Below are 22,369 nucleotides of genomic sequence, written 5' to 3'. Positions count from 1 at the left end.
GGCCTTCAGGTCCCGCTGCCGCCGGTCTGGCGTTCGGGATTGCCATCGGCCTCGGCCAGGATGTCGGCGGGAGAGGTCGGTTCGGTCTGGCTCCGGGGCGGCGGCGCCTCGTGCAGCAGGGTCTCGGCGAAGGCATGTTCCAGATCGGCCTGCAGCCGCCGGTTCAGCTCGATGTAATCGGCATTATCCTCGAGCGGCACGCCGGGGCGCCAGACCTTGGCCAGGTCGCGCAGCGCGGTGCGGTCGAAGGTGACCAGCGTGCGTTCGGCATTCTCGGCCTCATAGGCGGACAGTCCCGAGCGTTCGAGCACCTGCCGCCCGCAGCGCAGTGCGCTGTCATAGACCTCGCGCACGGTCTCGTCGGCGCCGGCACGGTAAAGCTCGAAGACATGTTCGCGGTCGCGGGCGCGGGCGATGATGAACAGATCGGGCCGGATCCGCCGGGCATAGCGCACCAGCGTGGTCGCTGCCTGGGCATCGCCGATGCACACGACCAGCACCTCGGCGGTGTCGATGCCGGCCGAGGCCAGCAGAGCGGGCCGGGTCGCGTCGCCGTAATAGGCCTTGAAGCCCAGCTTGCGCACCCGCCGCACCGCCCGCAGATCGTCGTCGATGGCGGTGGTCTTGCCGCCGGTCAGCGCGATCATCCGGTTCACCGTCAGTCCGAACCGGTCGATCCCGGCGATGATGACGGGATGGATCTCGTCGATCTGATCCGCCGCGGGCCGGGCGCCGCCGCGTCTCTGCAGCACCTTCGCGATCACGTCATGCAGGATGAAGAGCGCGGGCGTGATCAGCATCGACAGCGCGATGACCAGGCTCGACATGGTGACGATCTCGGGCGGCATGATCCGCTGGGTCGAGGCAAAGCCCACCAGCACGAAGCCGAACTCGCCCGCCTGCGCGAGCCCCAACGTGAACAGCCAGCGGTTCGACCGATCGAGCCGGAATGCCATGGCAAGCCCGTAAAGCACGGCCACCTTGATCATCACGAGGCCCGTCACATAGACCGGCAACAGGATCGGCGCGGCCCAGAATACCGAGAAATCCATGCCCGCGCCGACGGTGATGAAGAACAGCCCCAGCAGCAGGCCCTTGAACGGCTCGATCGAGCTTTCCAGCTCGTGGCGGAATTCCGAATTGGCCAGCACCACGCCGGCAAGGAAGGTGCCCAGCGCGGGCGAGAGCCCCACCATCAGCATCAGCGAGGCGATGCCCGCCACGATCACCAGCGCCATTGCCGTGTTCAGCTCGCGCAGCCGCGCCGCCTGCACATAGCGGTAGAGCGGGCGCACCAGGTAATGGCCGGCCAGCACCGTGCCCGCGACCGCACCCAGCGTGACCAGCGTCACCCCCCAGGCCGGCAGGCTCCCGATCAGATGCATCGCGCCATGGCCGCCCTCGGCACCGGCCGCGCGGGTCTCGGGCGAGGCGAGGAAGGGCATGATCGCCAGCATCGGGATGACCGCGATGTCCTGCATCAGAAGCACCGAGAAGGCGCTGCGCCCGCCGGGGGTGTTCATCAGCTTCTTCTCGGTCAGGGTCTGCAGCACGATGGCGGTCGAGGACAGCGAGAAGATCATCCCCATCGCCAGCGCCGATTGCCAGGTCTGGCCGAAGGCCGTGGCGGCGGCGGTGACCAGCGCCACGGTGACCAGCACCTGCAACCCGCCCATGCCGATCAGCTTGTCGCGCATCGCCCAGAGCGCGCGCGGATCGAGCTCGAGCCCGATCAGGAACAGCATCATCACCACGCCGATTTCCGAGACATGGCGGAGCGTCTCCATCTCGGCGCCGACAAGGCCCAGCACCGGGCCCAGCATCAGCCCGATCAGCAGATAGCCCAGCACCGAGCCAAGTCCCAGCCGCGTGGCCAGAGGCACCGCAAGCACGATGCACAGCAGGTAGAGCGTGGCGTTTAGCAGAAAGCCTTCCATGACCTGTCCTGGCGGGGGCGGCGCTGCCGCGTGGCCCTCGGGCCGGAGCGCGGCGGCGGTTGCGCGTCTTGGCGCAGCCTAACGATTGAGGCGAGTGCTGCAAGCACCCGTGGGCCCGCACCCCGAGGGGGCGTTGTCGCAGAAGCGGTTTTTTCCGGCCGCCCCGCCGCCGGGATCAGGGCGAGATCCGGGGCCCTCTCTCGGACAGGACCGGAGGGCATCCGGGCCGCGCCTTGCCCTTGCAAATCCGGTCGGAGGGATCTGATCTTCCGCGCCCCGCCAGGATCCTGTCGCCGGATGCGGGACGTTTCCTTCTGTCTTGCGCTGGCGGGTGCGGGCGCCCGCAGGAGACGGCCTGGCGATGGGGCCTTGCCAGCGATCGCGGCCACGCCGGGTCTCGAGGCGAGCTTTCCCCCGATCTGAGGCCTCGGGCAAAGCCCCGATTCCGATCCCGGTCTGGCCGAGGGCCTGAAACCATTCATGAGCAAGACGCGGAGGCGCATTTCGGCGCGCGGCATGGGCGGGGGCGGGAGGTCCGGTCTCGTGCCGCCCTGACCGATCCCGCTGCAGGATCGTGCATCGCCGGTCTTTCGAGCGCGCAGGGCCGATGCCGGCCGGCCGCCTTCGTGCCGGTCAATGCCGATGGCATGCGACCCTCCCGATCCCCGTCCGATCCCCATCGGATGCTCGTGGGCGGCCTCGCTGCGCTCGGCGTCCTGCTGCTATATTCCGGGGCGGGGGGGGGGCTGGGCCGTGCCGCCGCGAGGCCGTCATAGCGCTCGACGATGCCGCCCGGCTCCGGGCGATGTGCCAGAGGCTCGTCATGCGTTTCGGCGAAGACGCTCCCTCGCGCAGCTCGAACGGTCGGCTGCGCGGGAGCGAAGGCCTGCGGGTCTGCGAAGCCCATGCGCTTCGGACGTGTCGATACGGGGGCGGCTTGAGCTGCCACCTCCATGGGCCGGGGATTGGGGGGCGCGATGTGCCGAACCTGCGTCTCTCTGCGGCAACCGCCTGCCTGCACGGGCTGACCGAGGCGGCGGGGGTGGCGGCCGAAGACGCCCGGGCATCGGTTTTCTGCTTAGCGGCAGGCCGCTTTTTCGTTTGAGGCATCGCCGATCTCTCTATCCGCCCGAGACGGTGCAGCCCGAGGCGTTCCGGATCGCCGGACAGGTGGCCAGGGGCGGGTTCGACATGGCGCGCGATCAAACCGGTCGCCTGGCCAGCCGCGGCTCGTTCCGCTGCCTGACCTGCCCCGCCGCACGAACAAGGGGCGGCGAGAGGTGTGCGCCTTCGTTTCTCAGCCGGCGATGTCACCGATGCGGACAGGCGCAGAGTGGCAGCTCTTGCGCTGAAAAGCACATTCAGCGGATACTTCAGCTCAGGCAAGCACCAGAAGGCGCGTCAATCGCCCGGGGGCCCCTTCGCAGAGGGCCCGCTTCGTGCCCCGCAGAACCAAGGAGCAAGCAGGAAGTCTAAATCGGACGATGTGTCAGAAAAGCCAGACATAACAAACAAGGCGATGCGCATCGAACACCCATGGGAGGAAATTCGGGATGTCCGAGACTTGTGCCCACGTCGATGTTGTTCATTCCGCAATTGCGGCGGGCAACGCGGCCCGGTCGCCGATGGTGGCGTCCTGGAGCCGGTCTGCGCGCCTTTACGGGCTTGATCCCGCCAACAGGAAACCGCCGCATCGGCTGACCGAAGCCGAATTCGCCAATGTGCGCGAGCGGATGGAACCATGGATTCGCGCGGCCGGAGCCAGTCTCGATCAGCTTTTCAGCGCCGTCCGCGCCGCGGGCTGCTGCGTGCTTCTCGCCGACAGCGACGGCGTGCCGGTCGAGCGTCGTGGCGAGGCCGGCGACGATGCGACCTTCGAGGAATGGGGATTGTGGCCGGGTGCATTGTGGAGCGAAGCCACCGAAGGCACCAACGGCATCGGCACCTGCGCCATCGAGCGCCGCCCCGTCACCGTGCACCGCAACCAGCATTTCTTTGCCCGCAACGGAGCCCTCGGCTGCATGGCGGCGCCGATCCATGACCATAATGGCGAGCTTGCCGGCGTTCTCGACGTCTCGTCCTGTCGCACCGATCTTACCGAGACCTTCGGCGGGCTCATCGCCCTGAGCGTGCGCGAGGCGGCCCGGCGGATCGAGGCCGAAGCCTTCCGCCGCAGCTTTGCCCATGCGCGGATCCTGGCCCTCCCGGGGCTGGAGCACAATCCGGGGGCGCTCGTCGCCGTGGATGCCGACGACCTTGCCATCGGCGCCTCCCACAGCGCGCGGGTGACATTGGGCCTCAAGGGCGACCTCGCCAGGGCGCCGGTGCCGGCCTCCGATCTTCTGAGCATCCCCGGTGTCGAGAGCCTGGAGGACGCAGAGCGCGCCGTGCTGGCCCGCGCTCTCGCCCGTACCGGCGGCAATGTCTCGGCGGCGGCGCGCATCCTGGGCATCTCGCGGGCGACTTTTCATCGGAAACTCGGCCATCGCAAACCCGCTGCGAAACGGCCGGAGGCGGTGACACGAGATCCCGCGGCGTCCTGTCGCATTTCTGCGACAGATGCCCTCTCTCTCCGGCCGGACGGGGGCTGACAGATCTCCGGGCGCCATCGATCCTGTTGTCCGGGATGCGCCCGGGAGGAAACGCTTTTGCGTTGTCAGGGGCGCCCGCAAAGGGAGAACAGCCATGAATAAACTGGAACGGTCCTTCGACCAGACAAGGCCGCCTTTCGCCGCGCGTTACGACAATTACATCGGCGGCAAATGGGTGGCGCCGAAGTCGGGGCGCTATTTCGACAATGTCACCCCGATTACCGGCAAGACGCTGTGCGAGGTCGCGCGCTCCGAGGCGGCAGACATCGAGGCGGCCCTTGATGCGGCCCATGCGGCAAAGGACGCCTGGGGCAAGACCAATGTCGCCCAGAGGGCCTATATCCTCAATCGCATTGCCGACCGGATGGAGGAGAATCTCGATCTGCTCGCTACGGCCGAGACCTGGGATAATGGCAAGCCGATCCGGGAAACCAAGGCCGCGGACCTGCCGCTTGCGATCGATCACTTCCGCTATTTCGCCGGCTGCGTGCGGGCGCAGGAAGGCACGCTTTCCGAAATCGATCACGAAACGATCGCCTACCATTTCCACGAGCCGCTGGGGGTTGTCGGCCAGATCATCCCGTGGAATTTCCCGATCCTCATGGCGGTCTGGAAGCTCGCTCCGGCCCTCGCCGCGGGCAATTGCGTGGTGCTGAAGCCGGCCGAGCAGACGCCCGCCTCGATCATGGTGCTGATGGACATCATCGGCGACCTTCTGCCCGAGGGCGTCCTGAACGTGGTCAACGGCTTCGGGCTCGAGGCCGGCAAGCCCCTCGCGTCCTCGAAGCGCATCGCGAAGATCGCCTTCACCGGCGAGACCTCGACCGGTCGGCTGATCATGCAATATGCCAGCCAGAACCTCATTCCGGTGACGCTCGAGCTTGGCGGCAAGTCGCCGAACATCTTCTTCGACGACGTCTGCGCGGAAGATGACGATTTCTTCGACAAGGCCGTCGAAGGCTTCGTGATGTTCGCCCTCAACAATGGCGAGGTCTGCACCTGCCCGTCGCGCGCGCTGATCCAGGAGTCGATCTACGACCGCTTCATGGAGCGGGCCCTGGAGCGCGTGAAGGCGATCAAGCAGGGCCATCCGCTCGATCCGGAGACGATGATCGGGGCGCAGGCCTCGAGCGAACAGCTCGAGAAGATCCTCTCCTATATCGATATCGGCCAGGAGGAAGGCGCCGAAATGCTGGTTGGCGGCGCGCGCAGCCATCTCGGCGGCGAGCTGGAAGGGGGCTATTTCGTCCAGCCGACCGTTTTCCACGGCAATAACAGGATGCGCATCTTCCAGGAGGAGATCTTCGGCCCCGTCGTGTCGGTGACGACCTTCAAGGACGAGGAAGAAGCGCTGCATATCGCCAATGACACGCTTTACGGCCTGGGCTCGGGCGTGTGGAGCCGCGACATGAACCGCTGCTACCATTTCGGCCGCAACATCCAGGCCGGACGCGTCTGGACCAATTGCTACCACGCCTATCCGGCCCATGCCGCGTTCGGGGGCTACAAGCAGTCCGGGATCGGGCGCGAGACCCATTCGATGATGCTCGACCACTACCAGCAGACGAAGAATCTGCTGGTCAGCTACAATCCCAAGAAGCTCGGCTTTTTCTGACCGGGACACCGACGCGGGCCCGGCCGGCCGGCCGGTCGGCGGGCCCCTTTTCCAGATAGATCCAAGGGAGGAAGACAATGGCGAAGACCATGAAGGCCGCCGTCGTGCGTGAATTCGGCAAACCTCTGAGCCTGGATGAGGTGCCTGTTCCCGAGCCGGGGCCGGGACAGATCCAGGTCGCGATCCGGGCCTCGGGCATCTGCCATACCGATCTTCACGCGGCCGAGGGGGACTGGCCCGTCAAGCCGAAGCCGCCTTTCATTCCGGGTCATGAAGGCGTCGGCTATGTCTCCGCCGTCGGCGCGGGCGTCACCCGGGTCAAGGAGGGCGATCGGGTCGGCATCCCGTGGCTCTACACGGCCTGCGGGCATTGCGAGCATTGCGTGGGCGGCTGGGAGACCCTGTGCGAGTCGCAGCAGAATACCGGCTATTCGGTGAATGGCGGTTTCGCCGAATATGTCGTGGCCGATCCCAATTATGTCGGACATCTGCCGGACAATGTCGGCTTCACCGAAATCGCCCCGATCCTCTGTGCCGGGGTGACGGTCTACAAGGGCCTCAAGGTGACCGGTGCCCGGCCCGGCAACTGGGTCGTCATCTCGGGGATCGGCGGCCTCGGCCACCTGGCCGTGCAATATGCCAAGGCGATGGGCTTCAACGTCGCTGCCGTCGATGTCGACGATCACAAGCTGGAACTGGCCCGAAATCTCGGCGCCACGCTGACGGCCAATGCCGCCACGGAAGACCCGGCCGCCAAGATCAAGAAGGAGACCGATGGCGGTGCACATGGCGTTCTTGTCACGGCCGTCAGTCTCAAGGCCTTCGAGCAGGCCGAGAACATGGTCCGCCGCGGCGGCACGATCGCGATGAACGGCTTGCCGCCGGGCTCTTTCCCGATCTCGGTCTTCGACATGGTGCTGGCGGGGATCACCGTGCGGGGCTCGATCGTGGGAACCCGCCTCGATCTTCAGGAGGCACTGGATTTTGCCGGGCATGGCAAGGTCAAGTCGATCATCAACCCGGTGAAGCTGGAAGACGTCAACAGCGTCTTCGAGAAGATGCACAAGGGTCAGATCGACGGGCGGGCCGTGATCGAGATCGCCGGCTGAATTCGGCGAATGGCGGGGAGGGGCAAGACCGCCCCTCCTCTCTTCGGATCGTTTCCCCTCGGGGCAAAGCCGCCTTTGCGGCCTGTGGCCGCTCTTTTCCGGGCGCGTCAATGGGAGCTGATTTTCCCCGCCCCGGATGTCCGGAGCTCATTGGCGCGCTCGCATCGGTGGCTGGCCCTGATCGACTGCCGGAGCGCCGGCTGGCATCGCGGCCGATCTTCTAACTGCGCACATGGTCTGGCTTCACGATCCGCATCCCCTCCTGAAGTGTCATGAGGCTTTCCACTTTCGTCGGATCCGCGCATGCTCCGGGGACAGTTTGATGATCTTTGCGGCAAAGGGGAGATCGCGCTCAATGTCTCGGACGAGCTTCATTTCAAGGGGCGATCTGCAAAGGCACCTCGCGGCGTCGGGGTCCACCTTCGCGCTTCTGGATGCGGCCCGTCTGCCCGGCCTGGTCGACCGGCTCGAGGGGCGCGGATACGAGCCGCTTTGCCTGTTCCAGGGGGCGGCGGCGGAAACTCTTGCCGATGCGGCCCCCTATCTGGTGCGGCTCGAAGGCGACAGCGATCTGCTGCGGCATTTTCTCGACGATGGCGACCTGCACTGGGCGATGTGGCGCAAGCGGCCCGGGATCCTGATCGAAACCGGAATGACGGCCGGGGCGCTCCGCAAGCATCTGCGCAGGTTCCTGCGTGTGAGCATCGACGGCACCGCCTTCTTCTTCCGGTTCTGGGAGCCCGCCGCCGCCGCCAGCTACTTTCAGGCGCTGACATCGCCCGCCCGGCGCGCGCCCTGGTTCTTTCCGCGCGAGACCGGACAGATCGAGGCCTTCCTGATCCCCGATCCGCGACGGGACGGTCTTAAGGTCGAGGATATGGGACCTGTATCGCGTGCGGACGTGCCAAGCCCGCGCCCGGCCTTCACCCTCGATGCCGCGGAGCTGGCGGCGATCCGCGGGGCCCGCGTCGAGGACGATCTGATCGAGATGGAACGGCTCATGGCCGAGACCTTTCCGGCCGAGACCGGCGCGCTGGCAATCGAGGACCTGCGGCGCGGCCTGCGCAGGTCGGTGGGGCGGGCACGGGAATTCGGGATCCGCCAGAAGCGGAATGCCTTTCGGCTTGCCGCCTGGGACCTTCACTGCGCCGGTCCCTTCGAGCGCACGGACCCGACCGGCGAGCTGCGGCGCATTCTGGAGATGCCCCATCCCGAAGCCGACAAGATGCGGCGCCTGACGGACCAGATCGGCCTGATTGAAGGCAAGGCCTGAGATCAGACGGCCAGCCCCGGGCGGTTCGGATACTCGATACGGACGTGATCCTCTTCGGGGGCATGGCCTAGCCGTTCCCCGCTCAGGGAAGCCCCTCCCTTCATCGAGACATGGCCGAAGTTTCGCAGCACGAAGGCCCGCTCCTGGCCGGTCAGGCTGCCGCTCCGGATCCTTGCCTCATAGGGTCCCAGGGCTTCGGGAATGCGGTAATCCTCGTTCTCGGTCGGCAGATCCAGGAGGGCGCCCTCGACATGATCTGCCGCGGCTTCGTGCATCATGTGAAGCGCGATGCGCGACAGGCCAAGCTGCACCCATGGGCGGTCGAGAAAGATCCTCTCGTCATAGGAAAACAGGTGGCGCCTGAAGGTCTCGAGCCCGTACCGCACGACCACGACGCTTTCCTCGATGGGCGAGAGGTCACGGACAACACCGCCTTCGGTTTCATCCGGGGAAATCCAGCCTTCGCGGACGAAGATCTGTCGCAGCTCGGCGAAATCGTCGGGCAATTCGGCACTGCGCGCCGCCTCGGCCTCTTCGCGTGAGGAGAACATTCTGCGCCGGGTGCTTTCCAGCGGGGCCAGATCACCCGGATCCCGGTAGCCGCCGCCCACGTCAGAATGGGCGCCGGGCAATTCGAAACTGTCCCCGCCGCCGGGCAGGTTCCGGTTCAGGCGGAAGTTCCTGCGATATTCGTCCCCTGCGGTGAGGTGATAGATGCGGTGGGTGACCTGATCGCTGCGAAGGTGGATGTTCAGCGGATCGTTGTCGTCATCCGTCGCCGTGCCGATCGCGGCCACCGTATCGAAGATGCCGACGAAACGCAGCTCGACCGTCAGCCCCCTGGGCAGCGTTTCCTCGTAATCCCCGATCCCCCATGGGTCATAGACCGCGCGACCGGCGCGAATGCTGTTGACGAAGTGCCGCGCGGCGGCGGCACCCCGGCTGAAGCCGAAGACGTCGATCACCACCTTCTCCAGCGCCGGCGGGCCGCCCATCAGGCCAATTTGTTGCCGGACTTGCTTGAATCCCCACAGGACCCGTGTCTCGACGCCACTTTTCCGACCCTGTCCAAATGCGTATCCGGTCATGTCGTCTTCTTCGCCGCGGGTCGATCCCGGCCCCTCCACATAAATCGCCCGAAACGACCGCGCATTCCCGCTCTCAGACTTTGGCTCGTCGTGGACAGGACCGTTCTTGTAGCGATCATATAACAGTGCTGGATTGGAAAGCGCGTTCTGATAACTTGCGTCTTCGCGGCTTTGTGCGATCACGTTGTAGCGGTTGTTGAGTGTCCCGTCGAAGAAGACGCCAAGTTCCAGGATCACTTTGGGACAGGACTGAGAAATATTACCCACGCCGCCAGAGCTGATTGTGCTGGCGACTGCGTCCGCCAACTTTCCTATGACAGAGAGGTCCATTTCAGTGGTCCCCGGGAGGTGGGCATGCCGTCGTTACACTGGCCTTGCCGATGTTCTCCTGCCGGTATGTCATCACGCGCGGAAGCTCGGGGAAATAGCCTGTCCTGCTTTTCCAGTCCCGGTCCGCTTCGGGAACACGAATTCCGCAGGTGCGGGCGACATCGACCCGGTCGGAGGGGTCCCGACTGATTTTATCTGAGCCGACAAGCAGTTCTCCGTTCGGGCCGAAAATGACGAGGAGGGTGTATAGGGAATAGCTTTGGTCCAGCGCTTTAACCGGGACATCGACGCTGGCGCGCCACGCCTTTTCGGAAATCAGATCTACCCATTGCGCAGAGATTCTCCACTTGCCATCGCGATTGACATCGTTTGGCGTGCTCAGCACGGCGGCCCCAGTCAAGCGCGGAAAGACGATATCGGCGCTTCCCGAAACGATCTGGGCAGGGACGGGAGCGAGCGGCTGTTCGATCGAAAAATGCGTAAGTACTGCTGGAGAAGCGACATATGCATTGAATGAGAGGCTGAGAGCCTGACCCGTACCGGCTTGGCCTGACAAGGGAAAAAACAGCCACGCGCAGTTGGCAATGGCAAGGAGCAGGGACATGGGCACTGTCATTTCGAACCGTTTCCTTTCGGCTGTCCGGGGAGGCCGTCCCCGATGAACCTGATCTGAGGGGATGTGCGCGACCAGTCGACAAGGCTGACCCGCATCTCGGTGTAGACCGCCTCCAGCCAGTCCTCGACCTCGGCCACCACGTAATGCTCGACCGGCGTTCCCCCGGCCGGGGGCGGCACAGGCGTCGTGCCGTAGATCATGCCCAGAGGCAACGGGCCGAGCCTTTCGACGAGGCGAGCGTGGACCATCTGCTGTTCGGGGTCGAAGGCCTCGATGAGCTCTGGCGGCAACCGGAGGACGTATTCGATGAATTGCTGATCCGGCGGCATGGTCTCCGACCCCGTCAGGTTCGGCATCTCGAGTGCGGCCAGTGTCGGCATGAGAAAACCGTAACCATGGCGTTCCGACCAGAGCACAAGCTCGCCGAGATCTCCGTAAGCGATGGCATGGGTGCTGCCACCCAGGTCGGGATCGGTCTCGAAGATGTGGGACATGAGCCCCGCGAGACGCGCCGGGTCTGCCAGATGCAGCCGCCCTCCGGCCAGAGACGCGAAACCGCGTGTGGTCCAGATCCGGATCAGGGCATTCGGCAGTCGGCCGGTCCATCGCCGTATCACGGCGTCCGGAACCGGTATGAAATCGTCGGGTGCAGGACCGAGAACCGCGTCTATCTCGGCATCAAAATCGGTTCCCGTCATGAAACACCCCTGAACCCATCAATGGCATTCGCTTAACATGGACATGAGCAGCGCTCAAAGCTCGGTTTGTGCTCGACTGAATTCAAAGGGGAAACAGGCGGAACGTCGCCATCCGCACCCCGCAAAGCGCAATCGCATTCGCAATTTCCGGCAGAAGGTCAATCTGAACAATGCGTTGTGAAATTTGGTATCTGCTTTGCTTTCCCATTTCGAGAAATCTGCTGCCGGAACAGTATTCAACCTCGGGACAGGATTCCGGACCAATAGATGACGGTGGTGATCCGAGCGAGGGCTGAGGGTAGGGGGGGCTCCTTCTTGATCCTATCCAGAAGATGACGACTGCGGCGAGCCGGATGGCAGAGAAGAAGGCCTCCGGGCAGCGGTCGTATCGCGTGGTGAGGCGGCGCCAGTCCTTGAGGCGACCGAACATGATTTTGATGCGGTTGCGCCGTTTGTAACGACGCCTGTCATATCAGACGATCTTCATTCGTCTCTTTCGATCCGGGATGCAGGTTCGTATGTCTTTGTCTTTCAAGGCTTCCTCGAACCAATCAGCCTTCGGCAGCTGCGCCGGAGGCGCCGCCGCGCCCTTGTCATCGCTCACCTGTCCGGCCGTCATGAAAAGCTGGACCGGCTGGCGTTTTTTGTATCGCTGGCGGCGTGCACTCTGGTGGTCATGCTGCCTGTCCGGTGTCCCATCTGACGCTCTCGCCCCCATTTTTGACCCGTAGGCCCGAGGTCGCAGGATTGGCTTTCAGAGACCTGCGCAGGCGTGTTTGAATGCAGGGCGTTCGCCTGCTGACGTCGATCATGATCGTCTTGTGTTCGGCTTCTTCGGAGCCCGCGTCGTCATGATCCGGGCAAAGACACCATTGTCGCTCCAATGCTCCTAAGGGTTGTATAGGGTTTTCGCATGGCCGTATTCTCCGGGCGCGCTGCACCACCGCAAGCCATTGAGATCGATTAATATTGTTGCGCTCGGTAGATGCAGGTCATCGACGCGAGGGGGGCATGGCTCTTGGGCAGGAGCGGCGTCAGGCGTTCCATCTGGGCTTCGGAAAGCCAGGATAGGTTCGATCCCGCTCCCGCGGGGCCTGATTCTCCCAAGAGATTGAAATCAATAGCTCCTGCGCCTTCTGTATCCGGGAACTTCTTGTCTGGGCCTTGTGGCATGAGCACGCTTCCTTGCCCGTCGGCACCGCCTTCCTTTCGTTTTCTGGAACAGTTCTCGCCGCCCCCTCAGGCCCGCGTACCCGAAGGAGGTGAGCATGGACAATGTATCGCATGGCCAGATCATCGGGATAGACAAGAGCCGCGACGGGCTGGATATCCATTGCCGCCGTCGGCTGGTCTTGCGGTATTCCTGTTTCTCTCGGCCTGCGCTCTGGCCGCGACCGTCATGTATGTGTTGCGAGGCCTGACTCTGGGCGCTGTCTGCATTCAGGGGATTCCCATCTGCCGTGAGGTCTTGTTCAAGATCGAAAACGGAAGCGCTCTTGAGCAGACGGAGGCCGACCGACTCGCAATGGGCGCGGATCAAGGGGGATCTGCCCGGACGAGATGGGCTGCCCGAGCGGCGCTGATAATCGCTTGTTTGTGGATGCATGGCTGTGGCTGGCGTGGACGGCCGCGTCTTGGCGCGATCTGTCATCCGCGTTCGGCAAGTTTAGGGCCGCACAGGCGCGGGTCGGCAGACCGGCGATGGTGGGGGGAGTGCCTTTTCAATGAGAGGGGAGCGGAACCCGACCTCGAATACATCCTCATCGACAGCACCATTTGGCAAGGCCCATGCGGGTATGACAGTCAGAAGGGGGGCTTCTGCTCACGGGAGCGGGTGTTCACGTGGCGGTCTGACGACCAGGTCCCATGCCGGAGCCGATCTGCCGGGGCTCCCGCCGCGGCTGATCCCGGCCGCCGGGCAGCGCGACGACTGCCTGCAGGCCATGGTGCTGATCTGCGGGGACGAGGGCGTTTGCCGCGTCATCGCCGATCCGGCCTGCGACGCAGGGGCTTTGGGCGGGAAGATCGAAGACGACCTTGGGGGCAAGGCCCAGATCCAGACCAGCCCGGCCCGCGCGATCGAGCCTCTCGTTGATGCTGACCTCCATGCTGAACGCCACAAAGCCGGGAACCCTTCTCGGTGGATCAAGCGCTTCCGCCGAACCGCCTTGCGATGCACTCCCCCTCTCAAGCTTCATGAGGTTCGTCTTCGTCGTCTCCGCACTCGATTGGCTCAGGTGAAAGCGGACCGGACCTGGGGGATATTTGCGGCCGGCCCGAAATGGCGGGCTTTTACGCCGCGGCTTTTCCATCCGACAACTCGTCCGAGTTGACAGCGTCCACCGCGCTTCGCAGGCTCCTTCGGCATGGTCTGACATGCCGGCCGGATTTCCGACGAGCGCGGGGAGGGCGTTCCCGGTCAGTCCGGCCCATATAAAGGGAGGAGCAAAAATGACGAAGGATATGGCGGGCGGGGGCCAGGGCTCCGGCGCGTATAGGTGGCTGCGTGGCATCCTGCACAAGGATAACATCGTCGCGCCTGCGGGCTTCAACAGGTGGCTGGTGCCGCCGGCATCCATCGCGATTCACCTCTGTATCGGCTCGGTCTACGCGTGGTCGGTCTTCAATCCGGCGCTGTCGCGGCAGCTGGGCGTGGTGGCGCCGGCGGCCGAGGACTGGTCGCTGGGCGCGGTGGTCTGGATCTTCTCGGTGGCCATCGTGTTCCTCGGGCTCTCGGCGGCTTTTGCGGGCAAGTGGCTTGAACAGGTGGGCCCGCGCATGGTGGGCGTGGTCGCGGCGCTTCTGTGGGGCGGCGGTTTCATCGTCGGCTCGCTGGGGATCGCGACACATCAGCTCTGGCTGCTCTATCTAGGCTATGGCGTGCTCGGCGGCTGCGGGCTGGGGCTGGGCTATGTCTCGCCGGTCTCGACGCTGATCCGCTGGTTCCCGGACCGGCGCGGCATGGCCACGGGCATGGCGATCATGGGTTTCGGCGGCGGCGCGATGATCGCGGCTCCGCTGAAGGGCTGGCTGCTCGATCTCTTCGAGCGGGCGCCCGCCTATCTGGGGCCGCGCGAGGCAGTGACGACAGTGACCGAAGGCGGCCGCCTCTTCGCGGAAACGGCCAGCGGCAGGCTAGAGGTCGTGATCGCCTCGGCGGCGCAGGCTGCGGAGCTGCCCGGCGGCGGCGAGGCCGGGGTCTATGTCGTCGGCACCGGCGATACCGGCGCGGCCGCGACCTTCCTCGTGCTGGGGCTGGCCTACCTTGTCGTGATGATCATCGCGGCCTTCAGCTACCGCGTCCCGCGCGAGGGCTGGAAGCCTGCCGGATGGCAGCCGAAGCCCGCGGGCTCGGGCATGATCACCCAGAAGAACGTGCATATCGACCAGGCGCTGAAGACCCCGCAATTCTGGAAGCTCTGGGTGATGCTCTGCTTCAACGTGACGGCCGGGATCGGGGTGATCGGGGTCGCCAAGACGATGATGTCGGACATTTACGGCACCACGATGCCCTGGATCGTGACCGGCGCCTTCGCCTCGACCTACGTGCTGATGATCTCGGTCTTCAACATGCTGGGAAGGTTCTTCTGGGCCTCGGCCTCGGACTATATCGGGCGCAAGCTCACCTATGCGACCTTCTTCCTGCTGGGCACGCTGCTGTACCTGTCGATCCCGTTCTTCGCGACGGCAGGGTCGGCGAACCCGTCGATCCTGTATCTTGCCGGGTTCTACATCGCCACGATGATCATCTTCTCGATGTATGGCGGAGGCTTTGCGACGATCCCCGCCTATCTGGCCGACATGTTCGGCACGATGCATGTGGGCGGCATCCACGGCCGGCTGCTGACGGCCTGGTCGACGGCGGGGGTGCTGGGACCGCTGGCGATCACCTCGCTCAGGCAGATGTCGGTGGGCAATGCCATCGAGGATCTGGCGGCGAAGGTCGACGCGGAGGCCTTCCTCGCGGCCTTCGGCGCGCCCATCGCGCAGTTGCAGGAGCTGGTGGAGGCCAAGACCGTGACCATCGCCAAGCTGATGGAGATCGCGCCGCCTGGCACCGTCGACCCGACGCCGGGGCTTTACAACACGACGATGTACTGCATGGCGGCGCTGCTGGTCGTGGCCTTCTTCGCCAATCTCGCGATCCGGCCGGTGCGCGCGCGCCATCACCACAACGAACCTGAACTGGCCGCAGTGCCCGTCGAGTAAATCCGTTCCTCCGGGGCGTGCTTACGCAGGCCCCGGAGCCCCCGCGCATACAACGCAAAAGCGGGAGATCGGCACCGCATCGAGCAGACGATCCTGCACGGGGTTGTCTTTGCCGCGGGCGGTCGTTGCAATCCGTTCTGAAATGTCGGTCGGGGCCGAGCATCGCGCCCTATCGGCGCCCAAGAATGGCCCCTCGTCTGGTATGGCTTGCCGGGGACGGCGTGGCTTCCAGGCCGCGCCGCGGCCCGGGCAAGTTGAGCCGGCGCGAGACATTAAGCTCCGGCGCTCGTTACGGGTTGTGATGATGTCGCAGTGATGGCTGCAGGCGCAAGGTTGACTGGATGGCGCTCCGGCGCGGCCGGAACAAGCCTTCAGCCTTCACCGGTATGCTGGGCTTCAGTCGGCTGTCCTTTGTGTGGTTCGCCGACAACGAGCAGTGGGTGGCAACAGTCCGCCGGACTGTCGCCTGCTCCCTCCTGACCGACGACTTCGCACGCAGGCCAGAGACTCTCAGCGGTCTGACACCCTAAGAATGGCCCTGCAAAGTCCGGACTTCAGAGCCGGGCAAATTCAGCGTCACCCCGATCCGCCAGGTGACGTGACTGAACATCTAGATTTCAGGCACGGCTTTGATGCCCGGCGCATAGACGGGAACGTCCTGCCGCCGCATTTCCTCGATCCCGTCGAGGGCAGCGTCTATGTCCGTGAAATCAAGATGCCGCAGCTGCCAGGGGGCAAAATCCCACCACCGGGCCTTCAGCAGGCGCGCCACCGTGCCCTCGTCGAACCGCGTTCCGATCGGGCGTGCGGGTACTCCGCCGACGATGCTGTAGGGGGCGACATCGCGGGTGACAACGGCTCCGGCCCCGATGACCGCGCCATGGCCGATGGTGACACCGGCGATGATGGTGACACCGTGCCCTATCCAGACATCGTTCCCGATGGTGGTTTTCCGGATCACCGCCTTGCGAACGGCCTGCTCGGCCTGCCGGGTCGGCGCATCGGCGTCGTATTCCTCCTTCCAGGGGAAATCGCTGCCGCTGTTGATGCGGAACCCGCGCTCGTACTGGAACGGGCTCGTCGACAGCCAATGCGTCGGATGGTTGAACTGGCCGATATTTGCACCCCGGGCGATGGAACAGTAGCGGCCGATCTTCGTCTGATAGACATGCCCGTCAACGGCATATGAAAAGGCGCCCAGAATTGACCGGCCATGGAACGAGGCGCCACTGGCCCGCGCGGGCGGCTCGAAAGACAGATTGCCCGGTGCAAGACGGAAGGCATTGGCGCCGATATCCAAGCCCGCGGACCCCATCCGCTTGTGCAGAATGTCCAAGGCCGCGGGCGCTGAAATTGTTGCGGGAGCAGGGACGGCGGCAAGATGGACATGCTTGCGGGCGAATTCTTCGAAAGCCGCGGTTTCCCGGTCCCAGGCGTCCAGGCGTGGCCCGAAACGGTCCTTCAGGGCGGCAAGGGTGGGGCGGTAGAGTTCCAGCAGGTGCTCGACATCACCCGGGCGCACCGGTTGCAACCCGTCTACGCCGGTATCGATCCGGTCTTCCAGATACTGGCGGTCTTTACCTTTATTCGACGGCTTAAGCGACAGATCCTGAAATCCGTCGGGATCGATATCAAGCGATTTACACAGCGCATGGAGACCGGCCTCGGGATGCGCGGCGATCTCTTCCTCGAAAATGAGGGTGGCGATCGCGGCCGGATCGAACTCTTCTTCCCAGGCTTCCAGGTGCTTGTCGTAAAAACCGATATCCCCGATGCCCAGGCGCCCGACGGTGTCGCGCAGGTATTCATGGCCCTTGATCCGCCCCCGGGCCCCGTGGTGGCCATAGGCCGAAATCGCACGGGAAACCGGGTGGCGCAGCGACACGATCAGGCGCAGATCTCGCCCAAGAACGCGGGCAACGGATTTGGGGATCTCGGGGTTGTGGCCCAACGGAGGCTGGTTCTTGTAGTGCAGCGCCCTGGAGCTCCAGAAATACCCCGCGGTCTCCTCGCCGACCCAAATATGGCGCTCCGTCGCGTCCCGGAAATTTTCAAGATACGCCGCCATACGCGACGGTGACTGGTAGCCAACCTTGTTGAAAAACAGAAGTTCGATACGCTTGGGCAGGAAAACCTTCTGGTGTTTCCGGAGGACGTCGTAAATCCAGGAGGAGCCCGCCTTCTGCGCGCCGATGATCAGGAAATTCGGTTTGCGAATGCTCATGCGATGCTTTTCAGATGTTCGATATTGTCATCGACCGGCTCCGGGCGGGCGGCGAGGCGGTCCATATCGCCCGGCCGGGCGATCGAGAGCAGCAGGTCATCGAATTCCTCAAGGGTAGAGGCCATTCCGTAACCGGCCATCGTGGCCGCGCGAATGCCCGCGCGGTCGATCGCGTCGGCCCTGACCTCGGCAACCATTTCGGTCAGCGCACGCGTCCATGACTCCGGCCTGGACCTGACCAGCCGCAATCCCGGTATCTGGCCACGGACCGATCGGTAGACCGGGATGTCCGAGGCCAGGACCGGCAATCCGAGGGCGCCGTAGTCGAGTGCCTTGAGATTCGATTTGAAGAGGTTGAACGGATGATCGGTCAGCGGCGCAAGGCCGAAATCGAACCTGCCCGAGATGCTCTTCAGCCAGGGCACGAAGCGGGCATAGCTCTTTTCGCTGTCCGGCACGGCGATCCGTTCGGCCCATGGGGGAAGCGCATCGCCCTGGATGCCGATGATCGAGACGCGAAAGCCGGGATCGGCCTCGACCAAGGCCTCCAGCGCCGGGGCGATCAGATTGAAATCCTCGCGATGCGTCGCCGTTCCCATGTAGAGCGCGCGCACGGTGTCGTCTTGTTCCCGGGGCGGAATGCTGCCGCGCCATAGTTGCTCGCTGATCCGGTTCGGCATCAGCAATGTCTGAGGGGTCCGTGCCATCAGCTTGCGCCGCAACGGTTCCGTGGATGTCGTGACCATGGCCGCAGAGTCGATCAGGGCCTCGAGTGCCGGCCGATAGGCGGCATACTTCCCCGTGGGATCCTTGTCGGAGGGAACCGCCAGCAGATCGTCGTCAATGTCAAGGATATGAGAGATGCCGGATCTGCGCATCTCGTTCAGGAGGGGCGCGACCATCGTCGCCGGAATGACGTCCCTTTGCAGGATGACGCCGTCAACGATCCCGTCGCGCAGATTGGCCAGAAGGCTATCCGGCGTCATCCGCACGAACACGCATTTGCGCCCGGCGCCGTTGGTCGTGCGCTGCCAGATACGGATTTCCGTGGATGCGTTGGCCCGGTCCTGTTCCGGCGTGGCGGGGCAGACGACGGCGATCACGGGACGGTCGAGATGTTGCCCCGACGCGTTGCGATAGACTTCCCGATAGGCCGCCGACATGACCTTGGTCGTACGCCCGACGCCATGTCCTTTTTGCCAGCGCATGATCGCCATATCCGCGCGACGCTGCTCTTCCTCGTCAAAGCTGATCTCCAGAAGGCGTTCGTAAAGCCTGGGAATGTCACCATGGGGAACAACCCATCCCGCCCCGCTGTTGCGCGTGCGCGTGGCGACCGTCGGAAAATCGAAGACGATCGCCGGCACCCCTGCCGACCAGAGCTCGGTCAGTGTATGGCAGTATGTCTCGTCCCAGATGGACAGCACCGCCCCGATATGGGGTCTGATGCTGGCGACGCGCCGCGAGAATTCGTTGCGCTTATAGGTTCCGTGCATGATCAGCCGCTGGTGATGGGCGAGTTCCTCCGGGTCGGAAATCTTGCCGAGGATATGGAACTCCAGAAGCCCGGCACTGTCATGCTCCAGCAGGGCCTTGATGACGTCTCTGCCCTTGGCGGTGCTGATATTGCCGGGGACCAGGATGCGGACCGGTTTGCCATGCCTAGGATGGTCCCTCAACTGCTCCATCTCGGTGAAGTTGCGGCCATGGGGGATGACGAAGAAGCGGTGAGGATCCAGCGGCAGGTGCCGCAATATGAGATCGCGCGCGCTCTCGGACGTGGTGACATAAGCATCGCAGTCCCGAAGGGCTTCGGCAAAGCGCTGTCGCCAGACATGGACCCATATTCCCTTGAGCCGCGGCATGCAGTCCGGGCCCCACAGCTCGATTGCACAATCCCCGGAGGTTTTCGTGCAGGTGCCGCCGCAGAACACGTTGCGCTCGTCCAGCAGCTTGACGCTTGGGCAGAGCGTGTAGAAGTCGTGGAAGGAGAAGACCACACGGCTGCCCCGCGCCCTGGCCAGCGCAGGCAGGGACAGGCTGTGCCAGGCCAGGTGGCGGATATGGACGACACGCGGATTGGCGATGTCCAGCCAGTCGTGCAAGACGGCGTCATATTCACCGGAACGATGGGTGAGCGGGTCGACCGGCTCTGCCAGCTCGTGCGACCGGACCACCGTCATCCTGGAACCGTCCAGTCGGCTGAGCGTCATCTTCCGGCTGTCACAATGCAACAGCCAGGGCGCCATCTCGTCCGAGACCTCTGCCATGAGGTCCATATTCGTCTGCGGCGTGCCGCCCGTTTGGGTGGCCACGACATACAGGATGACCGGAAGCCCGGCATCCGGGCGGCTGCAATCCGCGAGGGCCTGGGCGGCACGGTATCGCGCCATCATCAGGTCCGAACTGGCGCTGAAGACGCGAATGGCAAGCTTGTATTCAGGATAACGCTCGTCGACGATGCGTCGTCCGGCGGTCAGCAGATCGGTCTTCGTCTCGCCGAAACTTTTCGAACGATCGTGGAAAACATAGGTCCTGTCATCGATCAGATGCGTCCATCCCGCACGTCCGGCGCGCATGCAGAAATCATTCTCTTCCCCGTACCCACGCGGGAAAGCCTCGGCATCCAGCGGACCGATCTCGTCGATGCACGCGCGGTTGACGAACATGCAAAAGCCGTTGCCCGTGGGCACGGCCGGATAGATGCCAAGCGAGCGACGACGGAAGGCCCGGGCATAGGTGATTTCATCGACCCCGTCAGGCAGCTTGTTGTCATTGCCGATATTCGGTGCGGAAAAGGCCCCGGCTCTGTCGGACATGGCCGTGACGGTCGCAACGCGCGGTCGCGACCCCGCCGCGCGCAGCATGCCCTGAGCCCAGCCGGGAGTGACCCGCGCGTCACTGTTCAGCAGGATCGCATGCTTCTTGCCGATCTCTTCGAGGCCACGGTTTATCGTCCGGGTAAAGCCCAGGTTGGTCGCATTGTGCAGAACGCGGAAGCCGGGCAGGCCGGCGGCATCGGCAAGGATGTCGGCGATACGCGGATCGGGGGAGGCGTCGTCGATCAGCACCACTTCCAATTCCGGCGGGGTGTGCTCCACTAGCCGTCGGATGCAGGTTTCGACGTCCTCCGCGGCGTTGTAGATCGGCACGATGATCGCCGTTTCGGAGATTGAGACCTGTGTCGCCCCGACATTCAGCGGATAGCGTCTCGTGCTTCCCGTGGAGGTGACAGTCTTTGTCAATTCCTGTCCGTCCGGCAGAACGACCGTCACGCTGTGCGGGCCCGGTTCCAGTTCGGACAGGAACAGCTTCAGCTCGAAACCGCCCAGCCCCCTGGACTTGCCATGTCTTGCAAGGTCGCTCCGCGGACGGTTGTTCCGAATGCGGGTCAGGAACACTCCGTCGACAAGCACCTCCACCTCGAAGAGCCGGCCCCGATTTAGCGTATCGGAGGCCCATCCCCGCAGGCGGTCTTCCGTGAGGCTCTCCAGCCGACCCTCGCACTTTGCCACCGGGGCCGGTTTCGGATGGTCTGTCGGGGAAACCTCCCGGATGGTGGCGGGCTCGATCTGGAGCATCTGCGGCGTCACGAGCTTTTCCAGAAGGACCTTCCGCGTGGCGGCCAGCCTGACCTCCAGGCGCGCGCCTTCAACAGGCCGGTCCGCGGGCACAGGGCAAATGAAACCGAAACGGCCGCTGCCGATACCGGCGTCCTCGACATCCTGCCGATGCCTGTCGGCCGTTACTTCCGTGGCAATCGGCGTGCCATCCAGCATGACATCGATGCGGACCGGACTATCGCTGCCGGTGTTCTTGATCCAGCCTTCGAGTGTGCCGTCGAATATTCTGTCAATATTGCCGATCCATTTCTTGCCTCGCTCGCGCGAGTTCGACAGATGGCGTAGCTTTGAAATTGAGGCACTCATTATATCGCGAAATTCTGACACTGTAACCTGAGGTCCCTTATGGCATTCGGGGTTAAGCGGATACGAGGCTGCCTCTGGTGGCGGAAATCCTAGCTCCCTTGGGGCCAGTCTCGTCGCATATTCGGAATGTATCTCTGTACACAAATTTATTCCTTGCACTCAAGACGTTGCGTCATTGAGACGCCATCCCCGGCCGTGTCGGCGCTGGCGGTATGGGCCTTGGCTGACCTGCTTCGATCCAGCTTGTGCCTGAGGCGATCTCCCCTGAGAGACCGATTTTCGGCCCCCGACGATTTTCATCCGGGCGCACGATGCCGGACAGCTTCGGCAGGTGCGCATCGGACGGGCAGCCAACGTGGCAAGGCTCTGCCCATGTTTTCGCGGTCCGAAGGGGGCGGGCCAGGCATAGAGCCAGCCGCAATACGAGCCCTCGTCAAATCATGGTCCGCGGATGGGGTCCGAGCCCTTTTGTTATCTCGCGGACTTGCATGGCCGTAACTGTCCCCCAATAGGCAATTATCCGCCATGGACGACGTGATAAGCCATCTGCATGGGGCAGATGCCATGACACCGGCTGCGCGCTTGCTCTGAGTGACGATTTATAAGCCTACGGGGGATTCGGGACTGACATACCGGCGCTGCAGACCTGAAGGTCGGTGACCTGGCGGTGGAAGCCCCGTGCCATGAAAAGCTGGTCGGGCAGTTTCATGCAGTGCATCTTGGTTTCGACGCGGCTTCGGTGGTGGAAGC

General features: G+C 64.1%; 11 protein-coding genes and 2 pseudogenes. 6 read left to right on the top strand and 7 right to left on the bottom strand.

Annotation, left to right across the window (positions count from 1 at the left end; all coding sequences use genetic code 11):
- Nucleotides 1–5 precede the first annotated feature (5 nt).
- On the bottom strand, nt 6–1,937 hold the full coding sequence (locus B5V46_RS13855) for a monovalent cation:proton antiporter-2 (CPA2) family protein (protein WP_080617144.1): 1,932 nt from the start codon (nt 1,935–1,937) through the stop codon (nt 6–8).
- Between the two features lie 1,721 nt (nt 1,938–3,658).
- On the opposite strand from B5V46_RS13855, the gene B5V46_RS13850 reads away from it, so the two are divergent.
- The 4 genes from B5V46_RS13850 (at nt 3,659) to B5V46_RS13835 (ending at nt 8,525) form a co-directional block, all read left to right on the top strand.
- Nucleotides 3,659–4,528, top strand: coding sequence for a GAF domain-containing protein (locus tag B5V46_RS13850; protein WP_231119126.1), 870 nt, complete (start codon nt 3,659–3,661; stop codon nt 4,526–4,528).
- Nucleotides 4,529–4,622: 94 nt separating this feature from the next.
- On the top strand, nt 4,623–6,143 hold the full coding sequence (gene adh / locus B5V46_RS13845; RefSeq protein WP_080617142.1) for an aldehyde dehydrogenase: 1,521 nt from the start codon (nt 4,623–4,625) through the stop codon (nt 6,141–6,143).
- Nucleotides 6,144–6,220: 77 nt separating this feature from the next.
- On the top strand, nt 6,221–7,252 hold the full coding sequence (adhP, locus tag B5V46_RS13840) for an alcohol dehydrogenase AdhP (RefSeq protein ID WP_080617141.1): 1,032 nt from the start codon (nt 6,221–6,223) through the stop codon (nt 7,250–7,252).
- A gap of 355 nt (nt 7,253–7,607) precedes the next feature.
- The gene (locus B5V46_RS13835; RefSeq protein ID WP_196774255.1) at nt 7,608–8,525 is read left to right on the top strand and encodes a DUF4123 domain-containing protein; all 918 of its coding nucleotides are present in this window, start codon (nt 7,608–7,610) and stop codon (nt 8,523–8,525) included.
- Nucleotides 8,526–8,527: 2 nt separating this feature from the next.
- Here B5V46_RS13835 and B5V46_RS13830 read toward each other — a convergent pair whose 3' ends face one another.
- From B5V46_RS13830 to B5V46_RS13815, 4 genes and pseudogenes are all read right to left on the bottom strand, one after another.
- The gene (locus B5V46_RS13830) at nt 8,528–9,943 is read right to left on the bottom strand and encodes a phospholipase effector Tle1 domain-containing protein (protein ID WP_080617139.1); all 1,416 of its coding nucleotides are present in this window, start codon (nt 9,941–9,943) and stop codon (nt 8,528–8,530) included.
- A 1-nt stretch (nt 9,944) separates the two neighbouring features.
- Nucleotides 9,945–10,547 carry a hypothetical protein gene (locus B5V46_RS13825; RefSeq protein WP_155774062.1) on the bottom strand — a complete coding sequence of 201 codons (603 nt, stop codon included), beginning with the start codon at nt 10,545–10,547 and terminating at the stop codon, nt 9,945–9,947.
- An 8-nt stretch (nt 10,548–10,555) separates the two neighbouring features.
- On the bottom strand, nt 10,556–11,257 hold the full coding sequence (locus B5V46_RS13820; protein WP_080617137.1) for a GAD-like domain-containing protein: 702 nt from the start codon (nt 11,255–11,257) through the stop codon (nt 10,556–10,558).
- Nucleotides 11,258–11,579: 322 nt separating this feature from the next.
- Nucleotides 11,580–12,304: pseudogene (locus B5V46_RS13815) on the bottom strand (IS5 family transposase); the annotation flags it as partial.
- Nucleotides 12,305–12,753: 449 nt separating this feature from the next.
- Between B5V46_RS13815 and B5V46_RS20550 the strand changes: the two are divergent.
- Both B5V46_RS20550 and B5V46_RS13800 read left to right on the top strand, forming a co-directional pair.
- Nucleotides 12,754–13,498, top strand: a pseudogene (locus tag B5V46_RS20550) (IS5/IS1182 family transposase).
- 222 nt (nt 13,499–13,720) lie between these two features.
- Nucleotides 13,721–15,466 (top strand): OFA family MFS transporter, encoded by a 1,746-nt coding sequence (locus tag B5V46_RS13800; protein WP_080618067.1) that lies wholly within the window; start codon nt 13,721–13,723, stop codon nt 15,464–15,466.
- Between the two features lie 610 nt (nt 15,467–16,076).
- Here B5V46_RS13800 and B5V46_RS20740 read toward each other — a convergent pair.
- Complete coding sequence (locus tag B5V46_RS20740; RefSeq protein ID WP_080617135.1) at nt 16,077–17,690, bottom strand: sulfotransferase; 1,614 nt, start codon at nt 17,688–17,690, stop codon at nt 16,077–16,079.
- Nucleotides 17,687–21,619, bottom strand: a complete 3,933-nt coding sequence (locus B5V46_RS13790) for a glycosyltransferase (protein ID WP_080617134.1) — start codon at nt 21,617–21,619, stop codon at nt 17,687–17,689. Before B5V46_RS13790 ends, B5V46_RS20740 begins: the two co-directional genes overlap by 4 nt.
- Nucleotides 21,620–22,369: the final 750 nt, after the last annotated feature.

The sequence above is a fragment of the Rhodovulum sp. MB263 genome, assembly GCF_002073975.1.
Lineage (GTDB): Bacteria > Pseudomonadota > Alphaproteobacteria > Rhodobacterales > Rhodobacteraceae > Rhodovulum.
The sequence above is the reverse complement of the archived record's forward strand: the minus strand, read 5'-3'. Positions and strand labels throughout refer to the sequence as shown.

Bases quoted from the DNA above. Each gene is read 5' to 3' on its own strand.
- B5V46_RS13830 (WP_080617139.1), bottom strand. From the start codon at position 9,943: ATGGACCTCTCTGTCATAGGAAAGTTGGCGGACGCAGTCGCCAGCACA.
- adh (WP_080617142.1), top strand. From the start codon at position 4,623: ATGAATAAACTGGAACGGTCCTTCGACCAGACAAGGCCGCCTTTCGCC.
- B5V46_RS13825 (WP_155774062.1), bottom strand. From the start codon at position 10,547: ATGTCCCTGCTCCTTGCCATTGCCAACTGCGCGTGGCTGTTTTTTCCC.
- B5V46_RS13820 (WP_080617137.1), bottom strand. From the start codon at position 11,257: ATGACGGGAACCGATTTTGATGCCGAGATAGACGCGGTTCTCGGTCCT.
- B5V46_RS13855 (WP_080617144.1), bottom strand. From the start codon at position 1,937: ATGGAAGGCTTTCTGCTAAACGCCACGCTCTACCTGCTGTGCATCGTG.
- B5V46_RS13790 (WP_080617134.1), bottom strand. From the start codon at position 21,619: ATGAGTGCCTCAATTTCAAAGCTACGCCATCTGTCGAACTCGCGCGAG.
- adhP (WP_080617141.1), top strand. From the start codon at position 6,221: ATGGCGAAGACCATGAAGGCCGCCGTCGTGCGTGAATTCGGCAAACCT.
- B5V46_RS13835 (WP_196774255.1), top strand. From the start codon at position 7,608: ATGTCTCGGACGAGCTTCATTTCAAGGGGCGATCTGCAAAGGCACCTC.
- B5V46_RS20740 (WP_080617135.1), bottom strand. From the start codon at position 17,690: ATGAGCATTCGCAAACCGAATTTCCTGATCATCGGCGCGCAGAAGGCG.
- B5V46_RS13800 (WP_080618067.1), top strand. From the start codon at position 13,721: ATGGCGGGCGGGGGCCAGGGCTCCGGCGCGTATAGGTGGCTGCGTGGC.